Origin of the sequence: Microvirga makkahensis (assembly GCF_009830105.1) — a bacterium.
Classification (GTDB): Bacteria; Pseudomonadota; Alphaproteobacteria; order Rhizobiales; family Beijerinckiaceae; genus Microvirga; species Microvirga makkahensis.
Map to the genome: position 1 here is coordinate 36,982 of NZ_WURB01000008.1, position 20,926 is coordinate 57,907.

The window sequence follows — 20,926 nt, forward strand, 5'->3', positions numbered from 1 at the left end:
CAGGATGTTGCGGGCCGAGGTTGATGGTGACATTCCGAAGCTGTTGCTCCGCGCGGGCCTCGTGCTTGGCAGGGAAGAGGCCTGCCAGGGGAGTTGAGCCGGCAGGGCGCCCATCGGCCGCTTGGATGCCTGAATACCACCAGGTGCGGGCGTCGCCTGAGCATAGATCTGTTCATTCACCCAAGTGAGACATGGCTTCATATTTCTGCCGCGGTGGATGCCTGCACTCGGCCGCGTAGGACTCATCGTGCTCCCAAGCTCATCATAGATTAATGGCAGACCTGCGCCGGCTGTCTACGCATAGATGGTCTGCCACAGAGTTGGAGCAGTGCTCGTGCTGAATACACCACCCCGCCACGCCCAGCAGGAATCTGTCACGTGTCAGCTGCCTGAGACTGCCTCAGGGAAATCCCTCCAAGACCCAACTCTTCCGCCGCTGGTCGCCGCCGGTCTCGGGGAGCGGCTTCGGGCCCACTACGCTCAACTCATGAACGATCCTGTACCGGAAGCCCTTCTCCGGATCCTGAAGCCGCTGAACGAGAAGGGGAGGGTGGATGATGGTCGTTGATCCTCTTGTGCGGCAGGCGATGCTGGATGCGATTCCGCATCTGCGCGCCTTTGCCATCTCGCTGTCCGGCGATGTCACGTATGCGGACGATCTCGTCCAGACGGCCCTCCTGCGGGGCCTTGAGAACATCGACAAGTTCCAGCCCGGCACCAGCATGCAGGCCTGGCTCTTCACCATCCTGCGCAACCAGTTCTACACCGATATGCGGCGTCGTCGCCGCGAGGTCCAAGACAGCGACGGCGTGATGGCCGCAAACCTTGCGATCTTGCCCGAGCAGGGCGCACACTTGGACTACAGTGATATGCTGGCCGCTCTTGCTCAGCTCAGCGTGGAACACCGGGAGGCCCTGCTGCTGGTCGGCGCCGAGGGCGTGTCGTACGAGGAAGCGGCACAGATCTGCGGGGTGAACATTGGCACCATCAAGAGCCGCATCAACCGCGCCCGCACCAGGCTGGCGGAACTGCTGGATTTTGTTCCCGATGAGGACCTCGGGCCCGACCGTCTGGTCAAAGCCACCCTGTTCACACATGCCCCTATGTGAGGATCTCGCACCGGTGCTCATCAATGACAGCGTCACCGCCGCGTCAGAATGACTTGGACCTGCTGCCTGATGCAATCCCGCGCATTGGCCTCGATCTCGGCCGTCAGATCTTTGACGAGCCGGAAGGCGGGACCCATCAGGAGGGGAACGCGGGCGCAAGCGAGGACAGGATCCGCCAGCGCGCCTATGAGATCTGGGAGAGCGAGGACCGCTCAGGTGATCCTCAGGATCACTGGCACCGAGCAGAGCGCGAGCTAAGCGAGGTGCCGCAGGAGCAGTCCGGACCGGCGTCCGAAGATCCGGAATCCGGCACGGCCTCCCCCAGCATGGCGCAGGTCGGCAACCGGAAGATGCCACGGCCCAAGAAGGTGAGCGACCGCTCGGTGCCGGACGACATCGAGGAGTAATCGACCCTGCACACGACAGGAGAAGGCATTGCTCACGCGTCTGGGGCAATGGAGCCTTGCTGCCGGCCTTATGTTCGGCGTGGCGGCCTGTGACCCTGGCGACGTGCCAGTCTTGAGAGAGCGGGCCCAACAGACTTGGACCGCAGTGCAGACCCGATACCGCCAGCGGGCGGACCAAGTGCCAGCGCTGGTCGAGGCTGTGCGAGTGAGGGCACCTGCCGAGCGCGAGGTGCTCGCCGAAGTCATGGCGGCCCGTGACGAGGTGGTGGCCATTCTGAATGCGGACGGGCTCATCGCCGAGCCGGAGCGCTTCCGGCAATATGTGCAGGCCCAGCGCCGCCTCTTCGCTGCTCTAGGCTCCCTGTATGAAACCGTTGCGACATTCGGCAGCAAAGACCACTAGGTTTTCACCAGTCCGATCACCTATGTGGCGGGCGTGCCTCTCAGTTCCAGCCTCTCAGAGTATGGCTTGGGAACGAACCGTCCCTGCTGCGGCGTTTAGGGAGGTATGTGGAATTGGTTTCTCACCACCTGGGACTATGTCCGGACCAGCCTTTGGTTCATTCCCTCCATCATGATCGTTGTGGGCGTCGGTCTCGCCATCGGCATGCTCCAGGTGGATGCCGGCGTTGGATCTGAGGATGACGTCCGGGCGTGGTGGATCAACAGCGGCGACGGCGAGGATGCCCGCAATCTCCTCTCCACCTTGCTCTCCGCCATCATCACCATGGCCAGCATGGCTTTCTCAGTCACAGTGGTGGCCCTAACCCTCGCGGCGAATGCCTATGGTTCGCGGCTGATCCGCATCTTCAGGGCCGACCTGCGCACCCAGTTCGTGCTCGGCCTGTTTGCGATGACGATCGTCTATTGCCTGATCGTGCTGCGCTCCATCCATGGCAAGGCCCCCATACCGGAGGTCCCACATACATCCGTTACGCTCGGCACGGCTCTAGCGCTAGGGTGCGTTCTGGGGCTCCTGGCCTTCATCCAGGGGGTCGCCCGCTCCATCGTGGCTGACGAGGTCGTGCGCCGGGTGCGCAAGGATGTCGACAAAGCCGTCGCTGAACTGCCGGAGCTCACCGAGGAGAATGCCCCCGAGCACGCACCGGCCGACCTGCCCGCCGATTTCAACAACAAGGCGGCGCGGATCCCGCTCCCCTACGGCGGCTATGTCCAAGCTGTCGATTACAGCGGGATACTCTCCTGGGCCGAACGGCACGATGCCATCCTGCACCTGGAGTTCCGCGCCGGCGACTTCATCGTCAGCGGCGACAGGCGTGTCCATGTCTACCCGGCACCGCCCGATCCGGGCAAGGCTAGGGAGGAGATCGGAAAGCATATCGTCAGCGGCGACGAGCGCACTCCGGTCCAGGATCTGGAGTTTGCGATCCGGCATCTCGTCGAGGTCGCAGTACGAGCCCTGTCTCCCGGCATCAATGATCCGTTCACCGCCACGGTCGTGATCGACCGGCTGAGAGGTGCGCTCTCGCGGCTCATGAGCCGGCGGCTTCCGCCCGAGACGCTGCGGGACCCCTCCGGCAAGGTGCGGATCTATCGCCAGGTGACCACCTATGAGGGCATTCTGGATGCAGCGCTGCACCAAATCCGGCAGGCCGGCTCCTCACATCCTGCAATCCTGATCCACATGCTGGAGGCGCTTGCCAGAATGGCCGAGCACACGCGCTTGGACGAGCAGCGCCGGGCCCTGATCCGGCATGCGAACCTGATCAGGGCCGCAGGCGAACGGGACATCTCCGAACCTGCGGATCGGGAGGATATGGAGCAGAGCTTCCGGCGCGCTATTGCAGCCTGCGAGGCACCTTTCACAGGCAATGGTCAGGTTGCTCAGAATCGGATCGTTCGGACTGGGCAGTGAGGGGGCTCGTATCCGTGGCAGCGGCTTCGATAGGTTCGCCATGGAATCAAGTGAGATCGGGTTGTGTTTGGTATGGTATGCCGAACCGTTGTGCGGGATCCCGAGTTCACGGGCGACACGAGGGTTACGACGCAGGTGGCAGAATTCCAGAGGCTGGAGATCGGATTGTTGTGACGCGCAGCGACCTCATGAGCGCCGTGCGGGCGCACAACCAGGAACTTCGTACGTTCCCGGATAGCTGGATTGCGGCCGTTCTCAATCCGGATGCCAAACCGCTAACCGCTTTCTCCCAGGCGCAGCTGGAGCATCCGCCGACGCGCGTCCATCCTTGAACGTGGAAGCGGGCTGGCCCCATTGATCAGCTGGAGGTGTCCGGGCTCTGCCGATCCTCATCTTGGCCATTGGATGGTTCAGGCGGGATTACAGCGTCCAGCGGGTTTGGCCTGCCGACGGTCACCGGGTTCTCGCCCACCACGTCCTGATAGTCGCGCGCCGAGCCGCCGCTGCCATAGCCGGCGGAGTCGCCGAAGTCGCGTCTAGACGGATCCGAGGTCGGCCCGAGGTTCGGGATGTCACCCTCAGTTTGTGCAGGTTCTTGTTGTTCCCCGGCAGGGGAGGGATTGGCGTTCGGATCGTCTGGATCTGCCATATCAGGCCTCCCTGATTCCGGATGGTCACGCCCACGATGGGCTTTCTAGCCGTGGCCGCGGTTCTGCTTGCGGTTGTCCACCCCCTCGTTCGCCTGACCCTGGCCCTGCGTCTTGGGAACGCCACCGCCACCATCGCCATGATGCGGGTGATGGCCGGCATCCTTGGTGTGGCCCTTCGCAACGGACTCGTCGCTGCGGTCGGGCACGTGCCCCTTCTGCTTCTCGCTGCGGTTGTTATGGTTCCGGGTGGTCATGGTTCTGCCTTTAGCTGCGCTTCTGGGTGACTTTTTCCGCCCGCGATCCGGACGGCTGGCTCTTGATCCGCTTGGCCTTCTTCCACGACGGTCTCATGCGCGCTTTCTTGGCCATGACAACTCCTTTGGTCTGCCGTGATCATCGAAGGTTGAACGCGTCCTAGCTCCGGCCGCCGGTCATATCGCTTGGCGCCCGGCCGTCCGTACCGGTCCCGGGATCGAGCGGCTTGGCTTCCGTCTTTCCGTCTCCGGTTTGATCGTCCTGCCGACGCTTGCTGTCCGCGCTCTTGTCCTGGGTCTTGTTGACCCCGCCCTGATTGGCGCCTGCGTTCTGTGCCATCTGGTTTCTCCAAGAAAGCTGTGATCGGACTGAGCCAACCTGTCTGGGGAGGCGATGTTCCCTCTCTTCCGTTACGTCCTGAGCGACCCGCCGCCGCATGAGGAGTGTCAGGTTCGAGGGGAGCCGATGCCCAGCAACCAGGGAACGTGTGAACCTTCGCAGGATTGAGGGACTGAGACCAAGCATCGTCGCAAGGGAGCCGTCAGCATGACCGACAGCAAGGATTCGAAGACCACGATGACTCTGGAGCCCAGACAGGTGGCAATTGTCCTCGGCATGGAGGATGGCCAGATCAGCCGCCAGTTGTTCGCCAGTCCCGAGGTCGATGCCATGCTCGACGATGAGCATTCCGACATTCCGTTCCACTACTTCCTGGCTTCGGCCTTCTTGGTGCGTCTGGATCAGGATGAGGATTTCGCCGCCGACCTGGCCGAGTGGTACGATGAAAGGCTCCAGGGGGAAGCCGGCAAGGCAGATGCCGGGAAATAACCGCCAAGCCCCGTGATGTCGATGAGCTGGATACGGGCACAGATCGGAGTGTGGCTTCTTGGTGCGGTCCTGGCGCTCACCGTCATCTGTCCGGCAGGCAGCCAGAGCCTGACTCCGGTCACGGTACAGGAGCCCGAGGGAAGGGCACTGGTCGAGCGCCTGCGCCGCGGCGGGCTCGTCCTGTTCTTCCGGCATGCGGACACCACAGGCATGCCCTGCGACAGCTCCTACCGCATCGGCGACCGTGCCGGCCAGAGAAACCTCTCACCTGAGGGCCGGGAACAATCGCGCCGAATCGGCGAGGTTCTCCAAAGGCTTGGAATTCCGGTGGCGGAACCGGTTCTCGCCGGGCCCGTGTTTCGGGCCCGCGACACGGCCGAGATTGCCTTCGGCCGTGGGCGGGTTCAGGTCACGGACAGCCTTCTCGCGGACGACTATGCCGGGGGACGGTTGCAATGGATCCTGAATGAGCATCGGAGGCTGATGTCCGAGCCGGTACCAGATGGGGTCAATCGCGTGCTGGTGGGGCATCGCACCCCGGCGATCATGGTGCTGGGGCCGAGCGTCGGCGGGACCGCGCTGCCGGAGGGCGGTGCGATTGTTCTGGAGCCCGGTGGCGCTCCGAAGATCCTCGGCGTTCTGACGCCTGCATCCATCCCGAACCGTGGGTTTCACGGATGCTGAGTTGGCGGGCGCAGGCTTATCCCGAAGCGCGTCACGCTCTGGCAAGGCGGTAGGCGCTGCCGGGCACGTTAAAGGGATCGAGCAGGCGCGCCACCTCACTCAGGAAGGGGATACTTCGGGCAATGAGCAGGAGAGCGAGCGGCAGGAACTCTATGCCGAGCACAGGCAGGAACCATATCATACGGGACAGAACCAACGGCACCCCGAGCGGAAGATTGCTGCCTCCTATCCCCCCAGGGTTTGATCCTGCTCCCTGAACCAACGGAGAGCCTGGTCAAAATGCTCAGGCTTGAAGTCCGGCCAATACTCGTCAACAACATAGAAGTCGGCATAGACCGACTGGACGGGCAGGAAGCCGCTCAGCCGCCGTCCACCACCCCAGCGCACAATCATGTCGAGCCTCGAAACGGCATGAGACCGGATGCTCCCCTCCCGCAGGCCGGCTAAGTCCCACTCCCAGTCATAGTTCACCAGCAGGTTGACCTTCATCCCGTTGCCCCGCCGCGTTCGGAAGTCGCGAAGCTCAGGTGGAAACAGATCCGATGTCTCGTCGCCAACGATCATCAGGGCCGCGTCTCGGCGGGCCACTTCCATGGCATAACTCACGCATGCAGAGCGGAAGGCTTCGCGTTGTGGGACGGGACGTTTGGTGTTGTCTTGGGTGAAGCCGTAGATCGAGATTTCCGGGATGCCCAGGCTCCTGCAGATCTCGAACAGGACAAGTCCCGGATCAATTCCAAAGTCGTAACCCTGCTCCTTGGACAAACCTCGACTTGCGGCCCAGCGCCGGTTCCCATCGGGAATGAAGCCAACGTGCCTGGGAAGAGAGCGCTTTGCCATAGTCCGGGATCCTGAGGGTTTCTGCCTCAATGGAGTAATCTTAGCTCTTGCGCGGCACCATCGCAGCTATTGCGGCATCTGATACTCCTGCAGCTTTGAGTTTGTTCCGACTCGACAACCTCGTCCAGGTTCGCGCAATCCAACTGGATCCTCAACCCGCCCGCTCGTTCCGGGCGATCTTCCCAAAACATCGCAACGCTGAGTGCGGCTACTCTCACACGTACGTGTGGCCAGGTCAGGCTGGGGAACATGACCAGAGCAGGTTCGTTAGCCATACGTTCCCTTTCAACGGAGTACGCTGATGGTCGCGGATGCCCGCTCGATCTACATTTCGGCATTGCGCAACACCCACGCCATGGAGCAGCAGGGCCTGCAGCAGATGGAAATCCAGGTGTCCCGGCTGGAACGCTACCCTGACTATGCGACCCTTCTCCAACAACATATCGACACAACGCGCCAGCAGGTGCAACGCCTTGAGCAGGCGCTGCAATCCGTAGGCAAGAGCGCTCCCACGCTCAAGGAGACGGTCACCAGTGTGGCCGGCAGCGTCGGAGCAACCGTGCATGGGATGTTTCAGGACGAGACGCTCAAGAACCTCTACGCCGGATATGCCTATCAGTACGAACAAATCGCGGCCTACCGCTCGCTGATTGCGATTGCCGAAGCTGCCGGCGAGACCGCCCACACATCCGCCTTTCGGGAGGCGATCAAGGAGGAGGAGATGGCTGCACAGCAGGTCGCCGATCTGATCGAGCCGGTGACGCGCCAATATGTCGACCTCACCACGAGCGGCGAGAAGGCGGATCGTTGACAACGGCACAGGAGAGCCGGACAACACTGTTATCCCCCGGCATGATGGAGAACTCGGCTCCTCGCTTCTTGAGGCGGAGCTCGCCACCATCACCAGGAATCTTCGCCATGTCGAGCACAGACCAGGAAATCATGAATAGCTCCTGACCGGTCGGAGGCATCTCGGAGGGCTGCCTCCGGTCTGTAGACACGCTCAACCTGGTTGACTAGCCTCTCGTCGCGCTGCCGAACAGACATCCTGGCTGAGTTGGTCAAGGTATGGGCATGCATTCTGAAGATACCAGTCGCGAAGCCCTGGCTGGTACGGCGCCACCAGCATGCCAACCAGCACGAGCCCGCCAAGCAGGGCGATTAGGAGGATGATTAGCCTCATGATTGGCGGTCCTTAGCACAGAGCATCGACACAGTTTGCCACAGTCCCTCTTTTCTCAGCAAAGAACCCGGTACAAGGCCGGGTTCTCGCCGTAGAGACAGCCATGGGCATCAGCATGTCCGATGATCAACGCTCAAGCTCACGCGAGCGTTCCGGGACTGTCATGACCGATTACGGCTTCTCACACCCGGTTGCGACCGCGGGAGAAGTACCAGATCGCCAGGGCAACAACGATCACCACCAGGATCACCCACCAGTAATCCATAATGCCGCCGCCGGCTGCTGCCGCGTCACCGGCCGGAGGAGCACCGCCAGGTGCAGGCGAAGGAGCCGGGTCCTGCGCTAGGGCTGAAGTGGCAGTCAGGACGAGGAAGCTGATCAGGGCTGTGAGTTGGCTCATGAAGGTCTCTCCGGTTCAGGAGGCGCAGCAATGGAATGCCATTGAATGGCTAAGCTGAGCCTGTGGGTGAACGCCTCCTGTGGCAGGGTGTTCCGGCCTGCAAAGAAAATGCGGGGAGAAGGAGAGCCCCCGAAAAGGTTTGAGGCACTTCGCAGATCCTTCTTCTCGGAAGGGGCAACAGTCCGTCGCATCCTAGCTCTCCGGCACGAGCAGCCGTCCCCAGTATGCATCGAGCGGCACCACGGCTGCGCCTCTATGGACCTCAAACGTGTGGCCTGGGTTCAGCACATCAACAAGCCTCCGAGCCCCGCTGAGGCTGATGCGGACCTGCGTTGGCGCACCACCTGCATTGACGGCAACGACAATCCGACTCTCTCCAGCCTCACGGATAAAGGCGAACTGCTCTGGTAAGACGTGAAGCTGACGGTACGAACCACACCTGAGAGCCGCCCATTGCTTGCGAAGCGCCGCCAGCCGCTGGATCACGGCAAGAAGGTCCGGATGAGCGCCTCGATGAGGAAGATCAGAAGGAGCCAGAGCCGGGCGCAGGGGAGCGTCCGTCCCCGCACCTTTGCGCCCCTCCTTGCGCCCCTCCAGGCCAACTTCGCTTCCATAGTAGATGGAGGGAATGCCAGGCATCGTGAACAGCAGGATGTGCAGGGGTAAAGGTGGCCCGCCTCCTTCAGGCGGCTCGCGATCCGCTCCACATCGTGATTGTCAGCAAAGTTGTACAGCAACAGCCCCTCATACAGGCCGCCATGACCAAACTGGCGGGTTAACGAATGAGCGACCTCAAACAGATTGCGGTCGTTGTGGCTGGAGTAGAGACCCTTGTGAAGTTCGTAGTTGGTGACACTGTCCGCGCCACCCTCATTGATCCAGCGGCGGTAGTCACCATGGATCACCTCGGCCATGATCCAGAAGTCGGGCCGCAGAGCACGGCAGAAGGCGGCAAGCTCCTTCTGAAAGCCGAGGTCGAGGGCATCGGCCGCATCAAGCCGCAGACCGTTGATCCCGAACTCCTCTACCCACATGCGGATGGCGGCAAAGATGTGCTCCCTGACCTCTGGATGTGTCATCCGCAGCTTCACAAGATCATAGTGGCCGTTCCAGCCTTCGTAGTAGAAGGGGTCTCCGTGTGGGCTCCGGCCCGTGAAGTCGGGGTGGAACCAATGGCAATAAGGAGAGGCTTGACCATGCGCAAGCACATCCCGGAAAGCCCAGAAGTCGCGCCCGACATGATGGAAGACACCATCCAGAACCAGCCGAACGCCACGCTGATGCAGCGCCTTGCTCCTTTGGGCGAACTCCTCATTGGTGCCCAGACGGCGGTCGACGCAGAAGAAGTCAGCCTTGTCGTAGCCGTGGGCTGTTGACTCGAACACCGGCCCGAGAAGAAGCGCATCGGCACCGACTGCTTGCACATGAGAGATCCATGCATAGAGTTGCTCGATCCGCTGTGAGGCAGGAGCCCGAAGATCATTGCGGGCAGGGGCACCGACAGCGCCGAGCGGATAAAGATTGTAAATGAACGCATCGCTCGCCCAGTCGGGCATGTGGGTCCTTCTTGTAGATGCTGAGGTGGCAAGGGACGATCCTGCCTTGTGCTCATGGGCATACTTCACCCTGTTGGCAGGCTCATCCCACGTGGGTTCAGCACTCCGCATCCTTTGCGGGTCACCCCTCGAATGCTGGAGGAGTAAAGCGACGCGAGGAGTTGGGTTCTGGGAGCAGTGAGCCAGGGTTTGATCATGTGAGTGAGAGACGGCTCCTTGGTACCAGTCGAGAACAACCACTAAGATCTGATGGCCGTTGGGAACCGCACGGCAATCCGCGTCCTGCGGTCACCCTCGATGGTCAAGGTGCCGTTGAGACTGCGAGCCATGCCCTCGATCAGGCGCATGCCCATGGACCCCGCACGCGGGGTGGCCGGAAGGCCGATGCCGTTGTCCTCGATGGAGAGAAGCACGTCCTCCCCTTCGTGGTGCAGCCCGACGCGAACCGCGCCTCGCCGCTTGTCGGGAAACGCATGCTTGAGGGCGTTGGTGATCGCCTCGCCGGCAATCAGGGCCACGTTGATGGCCCGGTCCACATCCAACGTGATGTCGTCCGCATCGCTCGTGAGTTCGATGCGATGGTCCTCCGGGCTCCGGAGATGGCCGAAGTTCCGGCATAGCTCCGTCAGATAGGCGGCCATGTCGACCGACTGCACGTCGTTGCTGTCCTGCCGGTAGAGAAGCTCGTGAATGCGGGCGAGATGATCGAGCCGCTGGATGGCGTTCTCCAATGCTTCCGAGATGCCGGGATCGCCTTGTCGGACCATCTGAAGGCGCAGCATCGAGATCGCCATACTGATGCTGTTCTTGGCCCGGTGATTAACCTCGTGCAGCAACACATTCCTTTGGCCCAGAAGCTTGTCCTTCTCCCGGATGCTCTCCGTCAGCACGCCCTCCAGGGCATGTCGGCGGTCCAGCTCGTTCTGAAGTTCCTGGGTGCGTTCCTTGACGCGGCTTTCCAGCACCTCATTCAGGCGCCGGGTGCGGCGCTCGGCCCTGACGCGGCGGGTGATGTCCCAGAATGATGCGAAGTGCTGAGCCACGCGACCCTGGTCATCGTGCACAGGGCTGACGAACTGCGCTGCCCAGACCTCCCGCCCGCTTTTGGCCCGAAGCTGGACTTCCAGGTTGAGAGGCTCGTCCGCCATCATGGCGGCCCGGATGTGCCGCTCCACGTCAGGATCAGTGTCGGGACCAGTCAGAAAGAAATAGTTCTGGCCCAGGACCTCCTCGCGGGAGTAGCCGAACAGGTCGATGAAGGATTGATTGACGTAAACGATGGGATTGCCATTCACACTGGGGTCGGTGACCACCATGGGCATGCGGGTGGTCTCGACCGCGGCGACGAATGGGCCGCCGCCGCGCTGGAAGGCAATCACCCGCTCTTCGGCTTTTCCCTGAAGGATGTCAGCGGGTGTTGGGGCAGGCCTCAATTGATGTCGCTCCCGTTGCGGTCCAGCTACGATGCTCGCTTACCGCCGGGCGGTTTCGTCGGGACGCTGCCCTTGCCTTGGCTCACGAAGGGAGAAGCCGGGATTGGGGTCTTGGGCTTTTGCTGCTTCGGCTTCTTTGCCTCGCGGTTACCGCGCTTTTCGCCTCTGGCCATAGGGTATCTCCGTTGTCAGTTGGGGCTTGGGAAAGTTCGTCTCAGTCGTGGGGTGGCTTGTCGAGCAGATGATCGAAGTCAGCCAGCACCCGGTCGATCAGCCGGCGGCGACGCAAGTCGGATGCGTCCAGACTCCGCGCGAGCAGACCCAGCAGATAGCGCGCCTTCTCGACAGCTTCCGGCCAGTCGGTCGCAGGGGCGGCCGCAAGCAGATCTTCGAGTTCCGCTTGTCGTGCGTGGAGTGCCGCCTGGTCGGCCTCGACCTCGGATCGCAGGCGTCGAAGGTCGGTGGCTTTCTGGGCCGCCATGCCGCGATGCGCATCAAGATTGGTTGGCTGATCAACCATGGTGAGCCACCTGCGGACTTAGGAGCGAAACTGTTGCCAGCGATGTGATCTCATCCATGCATTCACCTCCGCACTCGTCGTTGTCAGGTTCGCTCCGTGAGCAGTCGCGCCAGCGTCTTGGCTTGCTGAGTACTCTCGCCGATAGGCTCGGGCGTCACGAGATGCCACGCGTGGGCTCGCAACGCCCAGGCGGCGTCGGAGAGGCTGCCGAGAGGCTCATGCGGCCACGCAGGCTCACCCGTTGGCGTGAGGATCATGAACTGTCGGGACGCCTTCCGGCCGACGCGAGCGAGGTAGAGGGTCTCATCGCCCTGTCGAAGCAGGGCGACAGGATCGTAGACCTGCGATCCGCGAAAGAAGATGTCTGCGCTGGTCAACGGGTTCATGTCTGCGCGACGATCTCGCTCTCGCGCACGGCGCGCTCGCCGAAGCCGGACGACTTGATGCGGTAGGAGACCTCGCCGGTCTGATCGGCCGGCATGAGGCGGGTCACCTCGTAGATGCCGCTTGTCGTTGCGCGCTTGTCCGAGAAGTTCGGGTGGGTGATGCGGACGAGTTGGCGAACTTTATACTTGTGAGACATTCATTGCTCCTGGAGCCCGACCGTAGTCGGGCAGGGCGGGTAACCGCTGCCCGATGATTGCGGGCGCAAACAAAAAAAGCCGCCCCACAGGGGAGCGGCTTCAAGACTGAGCGGCACAGATCTATGTCCTGAGCCGGTCATCGGCGATTACGCCGTTTCGATGTTGTTGACGGCGATCTTGCCGGAGCGGCGGTCTTCCGCCGTGTCGAAGGCAACCTTCTGGCCCTCGACGAGGCCGCGCATGCCGGCGCGCTCAAGGGCGGTGGCATGGACGAACACGTCCTTGCTGCCGTCGTTCGGCTGGATGAAGCCGAAGCCCTTCATGTCGTTGTAGAATTTTACTGTGCCCATGATCATGGGGGTAGCCTTTCGCGATTGCTGTAGATGCACGTGAGGGAAGGCGCGCATAAGCGCGGCCTCAACTCGGTTCGTCGATGTAATGGTAAGAAAGTCCGAACGTGCGCCTGGCAGTGCCAAAAGCGAAACGACCCGATTGTCCGGCCAAAATCCGATAATAACTATATAGGTCTCTTCCTAAACAATAACAAGTGCTGCGTGCCTTTCTCACTTGATTTACAAAAACGTGCGTTTCACGTCACCGTCCAAAGATTGGATTATGTTAGTTACAGGATTGCACGGCCTGTGAGCTCCTTTCTGCGAAGTTCTCGGACCATCTTCTTACTCCTGCGCCAGATCCTCTTGGCGAACAGTCATCGAGGCCGCTACCGAGAGCGCCGGCCCGCCATGTTCGTCCCTGCCTTTGGCATGAACCTCTTCCTGGCTCTATCATTGATCCCTTAGTCGAGGCAAAGGGAGACACGATCATGTCGGGCACGCTGTCTGCAGCAGCCATCGCTACCGGCCAGGATGAGAAGATCCGGCAACGGGCTTACGAGATCTGGGAGAGTGAGGGCCGCACCGGCAATCCTGAGGACCACTGGTTCCGGGCCCGGCGTGAGCTTGATCAGCAGGGTCAGGAGCGCTCGGATGCAACGATGGAGGATGCTCCGCCGGCTGCTGCGGCCGAAGCTGGCTCTGCTGCCACCGGCGAAGTCCCTGACGAACGGTTCACCGCATAGCTGATCAGGGTGCCGCGCTGGCGGACTGGCCATCCGCGAGGCTTGCACGCAGTTCACGGTGCTGCGCGGCCCAGATCAGCCGCGTCAGGACTTCTGTCCAGCAAAGCCTTCCAACGCTCAGGACTTTCCGCCATAAGCACCCGAATGCTCCTCAAGGCAGTTGTGCGATCTCCAAGGCACAGCCGATCTTCAATGTTTTCCACCACACAGTCGAGGAAGATATCTGTCAGCCGCCGCAGCCCAAGATCGTAGGCTGCCTCGGCCTCAGGATCTCCCTCCACCAGTGCCCACTGACGCGCATAGACAGAGCGGATGCTGTGCAGCATCCGCTCGCCATCGCGCGACGAACTCGTGCTGTAGCGGCGGTAGCGGGTGACCGCCGGCGCCTGATAGCAGCAGGCGGTGAAGCGGTGGGACACCCGCAGATAGAAGTCGAGGTCGTCGGCTCCCCACGGATCACGGAAGCCGCCAACCGCTTCTACCACCTCCCGCCGGAACATGACCGATGAAGGCGGAATGATGTACCAGTCGAACCGCAGGAGGGGCAGATAGATGCTGGACTGCGGTGGCGGCGGAGCCACAGACCACGAAACGGGCTCACCCTCGAACGTCATCTCCTCGCGCGGGCCGACTGCAAACCCGGCTTCTGGATGCCTCACCAGAGCATCAAGCCCGGCCGCAAGAGCGCAGGGGAGCAGGTGATCATCGGCATCAAGAAAAACCAGATACCGCCCGCGGCTCCGGGCAATGCCGGTGTTACGCGCAACTGCCGGACCCGCATTGTCCTGGTGCACGGTTGTTGCCCACGGGTAGGTGGCTGCCACGGGTGCCACAGGCACCGGCGAGCCGTCATCCACCAGGATCATCTCATAATCCTGGCTGGTCTGGGCGCACACCGTTTGCAGCGTCTCGGCGAGCAAATCAGCCTGAGCGGGGGTGCCAAGGTGGCAAGGCACGATGATGGAGACGAGAGGCCGGTCGCGCTGTGGAGACGATGAGGGCACTGAGAGGACTCCGCGAAATCCCGCTCTGAAGGCGAGGGGAGATAGGTGAAGAGATTGTGGCACAACTGCCGGCAGGCGGTTCAGGTGCCGCGGGTTGTCTCCCCGGGTATTCCTCAGACGCGCTTCCTTAACCCGCTCAAGAGGCCGGGAGCCGACGTTTGTGAATGGTCGGAATATGAAAGCCTGACCTGAGCCGGTCCTCGCCCGGCGTTTTCGCGACGAGCTCTCTTGCTGGCAGCTCTCGCCTGCCAGCCAACACACGACACCCGTCATGGCTGGAGGGCTCAGACGTTCCTTGGCGCTGCCGAGTAGCAGCCACATCCATCGTGATGATCGGGAGGGAGTCAGGGATCCCCTCGCTGCTGTCGGGGATTGCTATTTTGATCCGGGCTTCAGCCAAAGCCGCTTGACTGGTGGAACAAGCCCGCTTCGAGCGTGCTTTTAAGCATTCCAGTCATCAGCAACAGCTACAAGGACATCGCCACGATGCTTCTCAAAGGCCAAACGGCTCTGGTTACCGGCGGCTCATCCGGCATTGGCCGCGCGATTGCCACGGCGATGGCCGCGGCCGGCGCGACCGTGGCCGTCAATCACCGGGCAGGTGCCGAGCGGGCGGCAAAGCTCGTCGATGACATCCTGAGTGCGGGAGGGAGCGCCTTTGCCGTCGAGGCGGATGTCTCTGACGAAGCGACAATAGAGAGGATGTTCGAGGAGATCATCACTCGGTGTGGCCGCCTCGACATCCTGGTGGCCAATGCCGGCCTGCAGATGGATGCCTCCTTCCAGGCCATGTCCCTTGCCGACTGGCGCAAGGTCATCGACGTCAATCTGACGGGCCAGTTCCTTTGCGCTCGCGCGGCGGTGCGCCAGTTCCTGGCTCAGGAGGAACTCCCGCATCTGTCGCGTGCCCGCGGCAAGATCATCTGCATGTCCTCCGTCCATGAGGTCATCCCATGGGCTGGGCACGTCAACTATGCTGCTTCGAAGGGTGGCGTCATGCTGATGATGAAGAGCTTGGCCCAGGAGGTCGCGCGCGAGCGCATCCGCGTGAACGGCATCGCGCCGGGCGCCATTCGCACGCCGATCAACAGGGAAGCCTGGGAGACGCCGGAGGGGCTTGAGAAGCTGCTCAGGCTGATCCCCTATGGGCGCATCGGCGAGCCTGAGGATGTGGCCAAGGCCGCCGTCTGGCTCGCATCCGATGAGAGTGACTACATCACCGGCACGAGCCTTTTCGTCGACGGAGGCATGACGCTCTACCCCGGCTTCGAGGATAACGGGTAAGCCGGAGGCGCCTGCCTTCTGATCTCATGTGACCGTTGTGCTAGGGAGAACCTAAGCCGAGGAAATCATCCTGACCCGGTATCACTTCGCAGCTCTCGTCCTGATCGCAATCGGCCCGCTTCTGGCGCTTTCGCGCCTGATCCGTGTGCCGGAGTCGCTCCTGCTGTTCGCGGTGGGCGTCCTCTCGGCCTTCATCCCAGGGCTGCCGGAGCCCAACATCGATCCGGATCTGATCCTGACGCTCTTTCTTCCGCCCTTGATCTATGCTTCGACGGTTCGGGTCTCCTGGCATCTCCTTCGCTTCACCCTGGTGCCGGGAGTTGTTCTTGGCACCATCCTCGCTCTGACGACCATCGGCGCCGTCGTAGTCGCGGCACGCACCGTGTTCCTGTCGGACCTCTCCTGGACTGCGGCTGTGCTGATCGGCATCGTGGCCTCGATCTTCGATACCGGGCTGTTCCACGAGGCCGAGGGAAGGCCTCGTGTTCCTCGCGCGATTGCCGACACGCTCAAGGCGCGTGAATTGGTCGGCCGGATCTTCATTCTCGCCACCCTGTCGGTGGTGGAGGAGGCGTTGCCCTCCAGGGAGGTCGCAGCAGGCTCCATCCTCGCCAACTATGTCCTGGATATTCCCGCAGGGGCCCTGGTCGGGCTTGCTGTCGGGCAGGCCGCCGCTTCTCCTACGCCGCAGCGAAAATGCCGCCGATTGCCGGAGCTCTTCGGCGCTGTCAGGGGGAGGGGCGCTCCCGTCTGGACGCCGCAGGGGTGATGGCATGGTCCTCGACCCGTTCGGTCATCGCCCTTCTGATTGTCCTCTCCGTGCCGGCGATAACTTCCACCGGTGAGCCAGTCCAGGATCGGGATCTCGTGCTCGTCATGGCCGCCTTCATGGTGATCGGCTCGGCGGTGGTGCAGGGTCTGAGCCTTCGCTCCATCGTCGGGTTCGCGGCCTTGAGCGATCCGGGCGAGGCAGACCAGGAGGTAGAGGAGGCCCGCTCTGCGATGAGGAAAGCCTCTGAGGCTCCTGGTGCGGAGCATGCATCGTCGCATGACGCGGCGCGCCAGGTGCTGGTGAGCCTTCGTGAACGGGATGTCATCGGCGACGAGGTCCTGGTTCGCATGCTGCGCGAGACGGATCTGCATGCCCGGGCTGCCGAGGAGAATGCTCTGCCTGGGGCAGGGCCGCCCCAGCCATGATGGATGTCGCTCTTGTGAGATCAGCCTCACGGCCAGCGGCAGATCTTGCTCTTCCAGTCATGTTGGACCTGCCGCTTACGGCAGGCTAGTCCTCCGATCTGGGTAAGCCCGCATACGAATGGTTGTTTAATCACGGGACGCGGGAACATTGGTGGGGCGCCAAGGTTTGTATGCACCCAGGCCCGCACCCTGAGTAGCCCAGCAACCTTTAGTCCCGGTATGAGCCCGTTCGCGCCTCGCGGACGGCGTTCGCCTTCTTGTGCCGATGAACGCCCACTCGGAGCCAACAGCATGATCCGTGATACAGCGGACACCCCGAACGCCAACCCTTCAGGTGCCCTGGCCGAAGCAGGGGATGCCTCCCTGCATCCTGCCGAACCTGGGCAGCCGCCGTCCGCACTGCCAATGCGGGTTCTTGAGCGGGGCGTCTATCGCGGCGCCAACCTCTTCACATCGATGCCCATGATCCGCATTCAAGTGGATCTCGGAGCGCTGGAGGAATGGCCGTCCAATCGTGTTTCGGGCTTCAACGAGGGGCTCCTGAAGCTGCTGCCCGGACTGGGTCGGCACGGGTGCTCGTATAAGGAGCCTGGCGGGTTCGTGCGGCGGCTGGAGGATGGGACATGGCTTGGCCATGTGGCCGAGCATGTGGCGCTGGAACTCCAATCGCTCATTGGCCCTCGCGTGACACGCGGCAAGACGCGATCCGTGAAGGGCAAGCCCGGCGTGTACAACGTGATGTTCGCCTACGAGGAGGAAACGGTGGGCCTGCTTGCCGGGCGTCTGGCCCTGCAACTCGTCGACTCCCTCCTGCCGCCGGGCCTGCGTGGCGTCAGGGGTCTCGACCGCATCTGCGAGGCGGAGGTCCCGATCACACGCGAGGGCGCATTCGACCTGGATGCGGCGCTCGACCAGCTCCAGCGCCAGCATCGCCGCGTGGCCCTCGGCCCGACCACCCAGTCGCTCGTGCGCGAGGCCGTGCGGCGCGGCATTCCTGCCATCCGTCTGGACGACAAGAGCCTGGTACAGCTCGGAACCGGACGGCACCAGAAGCGCATCCGCGCCAGCATCACAAGCCAGACAAGCCAGATCGCCACGGATGCTGCGGGCGACAAGGACCTGACCAAGCAACTTCTCAGGGACGCGGGGCTTCCGGTCCCGCGTGGCGTGATCGTGCGCCGTGCCGACGATGCCGTGCGAGAGGCCAGCCGTATCGGCTATCCCGTCGTGACCAAGCCCCTCGACGGCAACCACGGGCGTGGCGTGAGCATCGGCCTTGTCACCCCGGAGGCGGTTCGCGACGGCTTCGAGGAGGCTGCCCGGCACGGGCGGCGCGTCATCGTCGAGCAGCAGTACCAAGGGCGTGACCACCGTATCCTGGTGGTGAACGGTGAGGTCATTGCCGTCGCAGAGCGCGTTCCGGCCCACGTGGTGGGCGACGGCAGCCGCAGCGTCACCGCGCTCCTCGACGAGGTGAACCGGGATCCCCGAAGGGGTGACGGGCACGAGAATGTCATGACGCGCATCAGGCTCGACAGCCACGTGCACGGTGTGCTCGCCAAGGCCGGGCTGAGCGTCGACAGCGTCCCGGCGAGAGGTCAGGTCGTGTATCTGTGCGACACGGCCAACCTGTCCACCGGCGGCACGGCCATCGACCGCACCGACGACATTCATCCCGACAACGCCATGATTGCCCGTCGCGCCGCGCGAACCATTGGCCTGGACATCGCCGGCATCGACTTCATCGCGCCTGATATCACCCGCTCCGTGCATGAGACCGGCGGCGGGATCATCGAGGTCAACGCAGCGCCCGGCTTTCGCATGCACCTCCAGCCCTCGCAAGGACGCGCCCGCAACGTGGCCCGTCCGGTGATCGAGATGCTGTTCCCGCGCGGCACACCGACCCGCATCCCGATCCTTGCGATCACGGGCACCAACGGGAAGTCCACTACAGCCCGGATGGTGGGGCATATCATGCGGGCCCATGGGCTGTGCGTGGGAATGACCTCGACGACCGGCATCTACGTCAACGACCGCAGGGTGGTGGAGGCGGATGCCTCGGGGCCGTGGAGCGCCCGTGCGGTGCTGCGGGAGCCAACCATCGACGTGGCGGTGCTGGAAACCGCCCGCGGCGGCATCCTGCGCGAGGGCCTTGGCTTCCCGGAGGCCGACATCGGCATCGTCACCAATGTCCAGCCGGATCATCTCGGCCTCAAGGGCATCGAGACCATCGAGGATCTCGCCTGGGTCAAGTCGGTCGTGGTGGAGGCCGTGCACCGCAACGGCACCAGCATCCTCAATGCTGACGATCCGATGTGCGTCAGCATGCGCCGGCGCGCCGGCGGCAGGATCGGCTACTTCTCCCTTCGCGGGGGTTCCGACATGCCGGACTTCCTGCGCGAGCACGTCGAGGGCGGCGGGCTCGCGGTGGTGCGAGAGTCCGGGCGCGCCTCAGGCGGCGACATCATGATCCACGACGAGGGCGATGCGATTCACCTGATGCCAACCGCCGAAATCCCGGCGACCTTCGACGGGCTTGCGGAGTTCAACGTGCAGAACGCGCTTGGTGCCATTGCCATGGCCTATGCGCAGGGCGTGCCGGTCAATGTCATCCGCAGGGCTCTCTCAACCTACACAACCTCGTTCGAGCACAATCCGGGACGCCTCAACGTCTTCGACGGGCACGGCTTCCGGGTCATCCTGGACTACGCCCACAATCCGGCCGGCCTTCAGGCGCTTGGAGACCTCATCCTGAAGATGCGGCCGCGGCACCGGCGCGTGATCGGGATGATCAACATCCCGGGCGACCGCCGGGACGAGGACATCCGCGAGATGGGTGCGCTCGCGACCCGGTACTTTGACGACATCGTCTTTCGGGAGGATCCGGCGCGGCGGGGACGCAAGCCAGGCGAGATCGTCGAACTTCTCGTGGAGGGGGCGCTTGCCGCCGGCTTTTCCGAGGATCGCATCCGCCGGGTCATGAACGAGGAGGACGCTGCTCCTGTGTGCCTGGAGATGGCACGCCAAGGAGACCTGGTGGTGCTCACGCCGACTGAGGTCGAGGCGATGTGGCAGCAGGTGCTCGACTTCCGCGTGTCACCTGAAAGTCGTCTTGAGGCAGAGATCGAAAGGCGAACCGACGGAACAGAGCCGTGGCGGAGAACCGCGTGACCTGGGCGCTTGTCGTCCATGGCGGCGCCAAGGAGATTCTTCCGGAGCAGGAAGAGGCCAACCGACGTGGTTGTCTCGACGCTCTTGCCGCCGGACGCGTGATCCTGGAGCAGGGCGGGACCGCCGTGGAGGCGGTCGAAACCGCGATCCGGATCCTGGAGAGCGACCCCATCTTCAACGCGGGATACGGCTCGGACCTGAATGCCGACGGTGAGGTCGAGATGGATGCTGCCCTCATGGATGGGAGCAGCCTCGCCATCGGCGCCGTTGCCGCGATCCGGGGCGTGTACCACCCCATCGCCGTTGCACGGCGGATGCTAGATGAGCCGCCGACCCTGCTGGTGGGCGAGGGAGCGCGCCGCTTCGCGGCCGCGCGAGGCGTAGAACTCTGCGACCCAGGAGAGCTGATCTCGCCCCGTCAGGACGGTTCAGTCCAGGGGACGCACGACCACGACACTGTCGGCTGCGTGGCCTTGGACAGCTCTGGCCGGATCGCAGCCGGCACGTCGACCGGAGGCCTTGACGATACGCTTCCAGGACGCGTCGGGGACTCACCGTTGCCGGGCTGCGGATTCTACGCGGACGATCTGGTCGGGGGCGTGGCTTTCTCCGGTGACGGCGAGAGCATCGCTCGTGTCCTGCTCGCCGCCCGTGTCATGCAGGCGCTTGAGGGGGGCGAGCCAGCGCAGGCTGCTATCGAAGCCTCGCTGACGCAGCTCGAAAGGGTCGGGGGAGAGGCCGGAGGGATCGTTCTCGACTATCTCGGCCGGGTCGGTTGGGCGCATAACAGCTCCCACTTTGCGGTTGCCTGGGTAACAGACAGCATGGGCGCTCCCTTGGTCCGCCTGCGCCAGAATGAGGAGTGAC

At 63.0% G+C, this 20,926-nt stretch carries 29 protein-coding genes; 16 read left to right on the forward strand and 13 right to left on the reverse strand.

What is annotated here, in order from left to right; translation table 11 throughout:
* The first annotated feature begins 487 nt into the window (after nt 1-487).
* From GR328_RS28560 to GR328_RS12775, 6 genes are all read left to right on the forward strand, one after another.
* A complete protein-coding gene (locus GR328_RS28560) occupies nt 488-568 on the forward strand; it encodes a hypothetical protein (RefSeq protein WP_425487038.1) in 81 nt (26 codons plus the stop codon).
* Nucleotides 569-587: 19 nt separating this feature from the next.
* Entirely contained in the window at nt 588-1,109 is a 522-nt protein-coding gene (locus tag GR328_RS12755; protein WP_246215847.1) for a sigma-70 family RNA polymerase sigma factor, read from the forward strand.
* 23 nt (nt 1,110-1,132) lie between these two features.
* Complete coding sequence (locus GR328_RS12760; protein WP_160884919.1) at nt 1,133-1,516, forward strand: DUF2934 domain-containing protein; 384 nt, start codon at nt 1,133-1,135, stop codon at nt 1,514-1,516.
* A gap of 28 nt (nt 1,517-1,544) precedes the next feature.
* Nucleotides 1,545-1,919, forward strand: coding sequence for a LemA family protein (locus GR328_RS12765; RefSeq protein WP_160884920.1), 375 nt, complete (start codon nt 1,545-1,547; stop codon nt 1,917-1,919).
* Nucleotides 1,920-2,024: 105 nt separating this feature from the next.
* On the forward strand, nt 2,025-3,392 hold the full coding sequence (locus tag GR328_RS12770; protein WP_160884921.1) for a DUF2254 domain-containing protein: 1,368 nt from the start codon (nt 2,025-2,027) through the stop codon (nt 3,390-3,392).
* A gap of 170 nt (nt 3,393-3,562) precedes the next feature.
* Complete coding sequence (locus GR328_RS12775; RefSeq protein WP_160884922.1) at nt 3,563-3,724, forward strand: LemA family protein; 162 nt, start codon at nt 3,563-3,565, stop codon at nt 3,722-3,724.
* Nucleotides 3,725-3,750: 26 nt separating this feature from the next.
* On the opposite strand, the gene GR328_RS12780 is transcribed toward GR328_RS12775, so the two are convergent.
* The 3 genes from GR328_RS12780 to GR328_RS12790 all read right to left on the reverse strand — a co-directional run bounded on the left by GR328_RS12780 (nt 3,751) and on the right by GR328_RS12790 (nt 4,636).
* On the reverse strand, nt 3,751-4,041 hold the full coding sequence (locus GR328_RS12780; RefSeq protein ID WP_205789947.1) for a hypothetical protein: 291 nt from the start codon (nt 4,039-4,041) through the stop codon (nt 3,751-3,753).
* Nucleotides 4,042-4,086: 45 nt separating this feature from the next.
* Nucleotides 4,087-4,296, reverse strand: coding sequence for a hypothetical protein (locus GR328_RS12785; RefSeq protein WP_160884923.1), 210 nt, complete (start codon nt 4,294-4,296; stop codon nt 4,087-4,089).
* A 160-nt stretch (nt 4,297-4,456) separates the two neighbouring features.
* Complete coding sequence (locus GR328_RS12790; protein ID WP_160884924.1) at nt 4,457-4,636, reverse strand: hypothetical protein; 180 nt, start codon at nt 4,634-4,636, stop codon at nt 4,457-4,459.
* Between the two features lie 207 nt (nt 4,637-4,843).
* On the opposite strand from GR328_RS12790, the gene GR328_RS12795 reads away from it, so the two are divergent.
* On the forward strand, nt 4,844-5,125 hold the full coding sequence (locus GR328_RS12795; protein ID WP_160884925.1) for a hypothetical protein: 282 nt from the start codon (nt 4,844-4,846) through the stop codon (nt 5,123-5,125).
* A 21-nt stretch (nt 5,126-5,146) separates the two neighbouring features.
* Nucleotides 5,147-5,809: a histidine phosphatase family protein gene (locus GR328_RS12800; RefSeq protein WP_160884926.1), complete on the forward strand. Its 663-nt coding sequence runs from the start codon at nt 5,147-5,149 to the stop codon at nt 5,807-5,809.
* A gap of 31 nt (nt 5,810-5,840) precedes the next feature.
* On the opposite strand, the gene GR328_RS12805 is transcribed toward GR328_RS12800, so the two are convergent.
* Together GR328_RS12805 and GR328_RS12810 are read right to left on the reverse strand one after the other, a co-directional pair.
* Nucleotides 5,841-5,990: a hypothetical protein gene (locus GR328_RS12805; protein ID WP_160884927.1), complete on the reverse strand. Its 150-nt coding sequence runs from the start codon at nt 5,988-5,990 to the stop codon at nt 5,841-5,843.
* A gap of 44 nt (nt 5,991-6,034) precedes the next feature.
* A complete protein-coding gene (locus tag GR328_RS12810) occupies nt 6,035-6,649 on the reverse strand; it encodes an undecaprenyl diphosphate synthase family protein (protein ID WP_160884928.1) in 615 nt (204 codons plus the stop codon).
* Nucleotides 6,650-6,950: 301 nt separating this feature from the next.
* On the opposite strand from GR328_RS12810, the gene GR328_RS12815 reads away from it, so the two are divergent.
* Complete coding sequence (locus GR328_RS12815; protein ID WP_160884929.1) at nt 6,951-7,460, forward strand: ferritin-like domain-containing protein; 510 nt, start codon at nt 6,951-6,953, stop codon at nt 7,458-7,460.
* Between the two features lie 553 nt (nt 7,461-8,013).
* On the opposite strand, the gene GR328_RS12820 is transcribed toward GR328_RS12815, so the two are convergent.
* Nucleotides 8,014-8,232 (reverse strand): hypothetical protein, encoded by a 219-nt coding sequence (locus tag GR328_RS12820; protein ID WP_160884930.1) that lies wholly within the window; start codon nt 8,230-8,232, stop codon nt 8,014-8,016.
* Between the two features lie 255 nt (nt 8,233-8,487).
* Here GR328_RS12820 and GR328_RS12825 point away from each other — a divergent pair, with 255 nt between their 5' ends.
* Nucleotides 8,488-8,643 carry a hypothetical protein gene (locus tag GR328_RS12825; RefSeq protein ID WP_160884931.1) on the forward strand — a complete coding sequence of 52 codons (156 nt, stop codon included), beginning with the start codon at nt 8,488-8,490 and terminating at the stop codon, nt 8,641-8,643.
* 71 nt (nt 8,644-8,714) lie between these two features.
* On the opposite strand, the gene GR328_RS12830 is transcribed toward GR328_RS12825, so the two are convergent.
* The 6 genes from GR328_RS12830 to GR328_RS12855 all read right to left on the reverse strand — a co-directional run bounded on the left by GR328_RS12830 (nt 8,715) and on the right by GR328_RS12855 (nt 12,681).
* Complete coding sequence (locus GR328_RS12830; RefSeq protein ID WP_160884932.1) at nt 8,715-9,788, reverse strand: alpha-amylase family glycosyl hydrolase; 1,074 nt, start codon at nt 9,786-9,788, stop codon at nt 8,715-8,717.
* 239 nt (nt 9,789-10,027) lie between these two features.
* Nucleotides 10,028-11,221: a sensor histidine kinase gene (locus tag GR328_RS12835; protein WP_160884933.1), complete on the reverse strand. Its 1,194-nt coding sequence runs from the start codon at nt 11,219-11,221 to the stop codon at nt 10,028-10,030.
* A 214-nt stretch (nt 11,222-11,435) separates the two neighbouring features.
* Nucleotides 11,436-11,741 (reverse strand): hypothetical protein, encoded by a 306-nt coding sequence (locus GR328_RS12840; RefSeq protein ID WP_134499943.1) that lies wholly within the window; start codon nt 11,739-11,741, stop codon nt 11,436-11,438.
* A gap of 83 nt (nt 11,742-11,824) precedes the next feature.
* Complete coding sequence (locus GR328_RS12845; RefSeq protein ID WP_160884934.1) at nt 11,825-12,127, reverse strand: hypothetical protein; 303 nt, start codon at nt 12,125-12,127, stop codon at nt 11,825-11,827.
* Nucleotides 12,124-12,324 carry a hypothetical protein gene (locus tag GR328_RS12850; protein WP_160884935.1) on the reverse strand — a complete coding sequence of 67 codons (201 nt, stop codon included), beginning with the start codon at nt 12,322-12,324 and terminating at the stop codon, nt 12,124-12,126. The genes GR328_RS12845 and GR328_RS12850 overlap by 4 nt, the downstream gene beginning before the upstream one ends.
* Before the next feature lie 147 nt (nt 12,325-12,471).
* Nucleotides 12,472-12,681 (reverse strand): cold-shock protein, encoded by a 210-nt coding sequence (locus tag GR328_RS12855; protein WP_160884936.1) that lies wholly within the window; start codon nt 12,679-12,681, stop codon nt 12,472-12,474.
* A gap of 467 nt (nt 12,682-13,148) precedes the next feature.
* On the opposite strand from GR328_RS12855, the gene GR328_RS12860 reads away from it, so the two are divergent.
* Nucleotides 13,149-13,403, forward strand: a complete 255-nt coding sequence (locus tag GR328_RS12860) for a DUF2934 domain-containing protein (protein ID WP_160884937.1) — start codon at nt 13,149-13,151, stop codon at nt 13,401-13,403.
* 53 nt (nt 13,404-13,456) lie between these two features.
* On the opposite strand, the gene GR328_RS12865 is transcribed toward GR328_RS12860, so the two are convergent.
* Complete coding sequence (locus GR328_RS12865) at nt 13,457-14,728, reverse strand: glycosyltransferase family 2 protein (protein WP_343039372.1); 1,272 nt, start codon at nt 14,726-14,728, stop codon at nt 13,457-13,459.
* Nucleotides 14,729-14,893: 165 nt separating this feature from the next.
* Between GR328_RS12865 and GR328_RS12870 the strand changes: the two genes are divergently transcribed.
* The 5 genes from GR328_RS12870 to GR328_RS12885 all read left to right on the forward strand — a co-directional run bounded on the left by GR328_RS12870 (nt 14,894) and on the right by GR328_RS12885 (nt 20,925).
* Nucleotides 14,894-15,691: an SDR family oxidoreductase gene (locus tag GR328_RS12870; protein WP_205789951.1), complete on the forward strand. Its 798-nt coding sequence runs from the start codon at nt 14,894-14,896 to the stop codon at nt 15,689-15,691.
* Nucleotides 15,692-15,800: 109 nt separating this feature from the next.
* Nucleotides 15,801-16,460 carry a cation:proton antiporter domain-containing protein gene (locus GR328_RS27355; RefSeq protein WP_425487039.1) on the forward strand — a complete coding sequence of 220 codons (660 nt, stop codon included), beginning with the start codon at nt 15,801-15,803 and terminating at the stop codon, nt 16,458-16,460.
* Nucleotides 16,460-16,888: a cation:proton antiporter gene (locus GR328_RS27360; protein WP_246215849.1), complete on the forward strand. Its 429-nt coding sequence runs from the start codon at nt 16,460-16,462 to the stop codon at nt 16,886-16,888. Before GR328_RS27355 ends, GR328_RS27360 begins: the two co-directional genes overlap by 1 nt.
* Before the next feature lie 291 nt (nt 16,889-17,179).
* On the forward strand, nt 17,180-20,059 hold the full coding sequence (gene cphA / locus GR328_RS12880; RefSeq protein ID WP_246215850.1) for a cyanophycin synthetase: 2,880 nt from the start codon (nt 17,180-17,182) through the stop codon (nt 20,057-20,059).
* A complete protein-coding gene (locus GR328_RS12885) occupies nt 20,041-20,925 on the forward strand; it encodes an isoaspartyl peptidase/L-asparaginase family protein (RefSeq protein WP_343039374.1) in 885 nt (294 codons plus the stop codon). The genes cphA and GR328_RS12885 overlap by 19 nt, the downstream gene beginning before the upstream one ends.
* The last annotated feature ends 1 nt before the right edge of the window (nt 20,926 follow it).

Bases quoted from the DNA above. Each gene is read 5' to 3' on its own strand.
- cphA (WP_246215850.1), top strand. From the start codon at position 17,180: ATGATCCGTGATACAGCGGACACCCCGAACGCCAACCCTTCAGGTGCC.
- GR328_RS12850 (WP_160884935.1), bottom strand. From the start codon at position 12,324: ATGTCTCACAAGTATAAAGTTCGCCAACTCGTCCGCATCACCCACCCG.
- GR328_RS12860 (WP_160884937.1), top strand. From the start codon at position 13,149: ATGTCGGGCACGCTGTCTGCAGCAGCCATCGCTACCGGCCAGGATGAG.
- GR328_RS12865 (WP_343039372.1), bottom strand. From the start codon at position 14,728: ATGTGGCTGCTACTCGGCAGCGCCAAGGAACGTCTGAGCCCTCCAGCC.
- GR328_RS12820 (WP_160884930.1), bottom strand. From the start codon at position 8,232: ATGAGCCAACTCACAGCCCTGATCAGCTTCCTCGTCCTGACTGCCACT.
- GR328_RS12760 (WP_160884919.1), top strand. From the start codon at position 1,133: ATGACAGCGTCACCGCCGCGTCAGAATGACTTGGACCTGCTGCCTGAT.
- GR328_RS28560 (WP_425487038.1), top strand. From the start codon at position 488: ATGAACGATCCTGTACCGGAAGCCCTTCTCCGGATCCTGAAGCCGCTG.
- GR328_RS12780 (WP_205789947.1), bottom strand. From the start codon at position 4,041: ATGGCAGATCCAGACGATCCGAACGCCAATCCCTCCCCTGCCGGGGAA.
- GR328_RS12825 (WP_160884931.1), top strand. From the start codon at position 8,488: ATGGACCTCAAACGTGTGGCCTGGGTTCAGCACATCAACAAGCCTCCG.
- GR328_RS12870 (WP_205789951.1), top strand. From the start codon at position 14,894: ATGCTTCTCAAAGGCCAAACGGCTCTGGTTACCGGCGGCTCATCCGGC.
- GR328_RS27360 (WP_246215849.1), top strand. From the start codon at position 16,460: ATGGCATGGTCCTCGACCCGTTCGGTCATCGCCCTTCTGATTGTCCTC.
- GR328_RS12770 (WP_160884921.1), top strand. From the start codon at position 2,025: ATGTGGAATTGGTTTCTCACCACCTGGGACTATGTCCGGACCAGCCTT.
- GR328_RS12785 (WP_160884923.1), bottom strand. From the start codon at position 4,296: ATGACCACCCGGAACCATAACAACCGCAGCGAGAAGCAGAAGGGGCAC.
- GR328_RS12830 (WP_160884932.1), bottom strand. From the start codon at position 9,788: ATGCCCGACTGGGCGAGCGATGCGTTCATTTACAATCTTTATCCGCTC.
- GR328_RS12795 (WP_160884925.1), top strand. From the start codon at position 4,844: ATGACCGACAGCAAGGATTCGAAGACCACGATGACTCTGGAGCCCAGA.
- GR328_RS12815 (WP_160884929.1), top strand. From the start codon at position 6,951: ATGGTCGCGGATGCCCGCTCGATCTACATTTCGGCATTGCGCAACACC.
- GR328_RS12845 (WP_160884934.1), bottom strand. From the start codon at position 12,127: ATGAACCCGTTGACCAGCGCAGACATCTTCTTTCGCGGATCGCAGGTC.
- GR328_RS12790 (WP_160884924.1), bottom strand. From the start codon at position 4,636: ATGGCACAGAACGCAGGCGCCAATCAGGGCGGGGTCAACAAGACCCAG.
- GR328_RS12755 (WP_246215847.1), top strand. From the start codon at position 588: ATGCTGGATGCGATTCCGCATCTGCGCGCCTTTGCCATCTCGCTGTCC.
- GR328_RS12810 (WP_160884928.1), bottom strand. From the start codon at position 6,649: ATGGCAAAGCGCTCTCTTCCCAGGCACGTTGGCTTCATTCCCGATGGG.
- GR328_RS12840 (WP_134499943.1), bottom strand. From the start codon at position 11,741: ATGGTTGATCAGCCAACCAATCTTGATGCGCATCGCGGCATGGCGGCC.
- GR328_RS12800 (WP_160884926.1), top strand. From the start codon at position 5,147: ATGAGCTGGATACGGGCACAGATCGGAGTGTGGCTTCTTGGTGCGGTC.
- GR328_RS12805 (WP_160884927.1), bottom strand. From the start codon at position 5,990: ATGATATGGTTCCTGCCTGTGCTCGGCATAGAGTTCCTGCCGCTCGCT.
- GR328_RS12855 (WP_160884936.1), bottom strand. From the start codon at position 12,681: ATGATCATGGGCACAGTAAAATTCTACAACGACATGAAGGGCTTCGGC.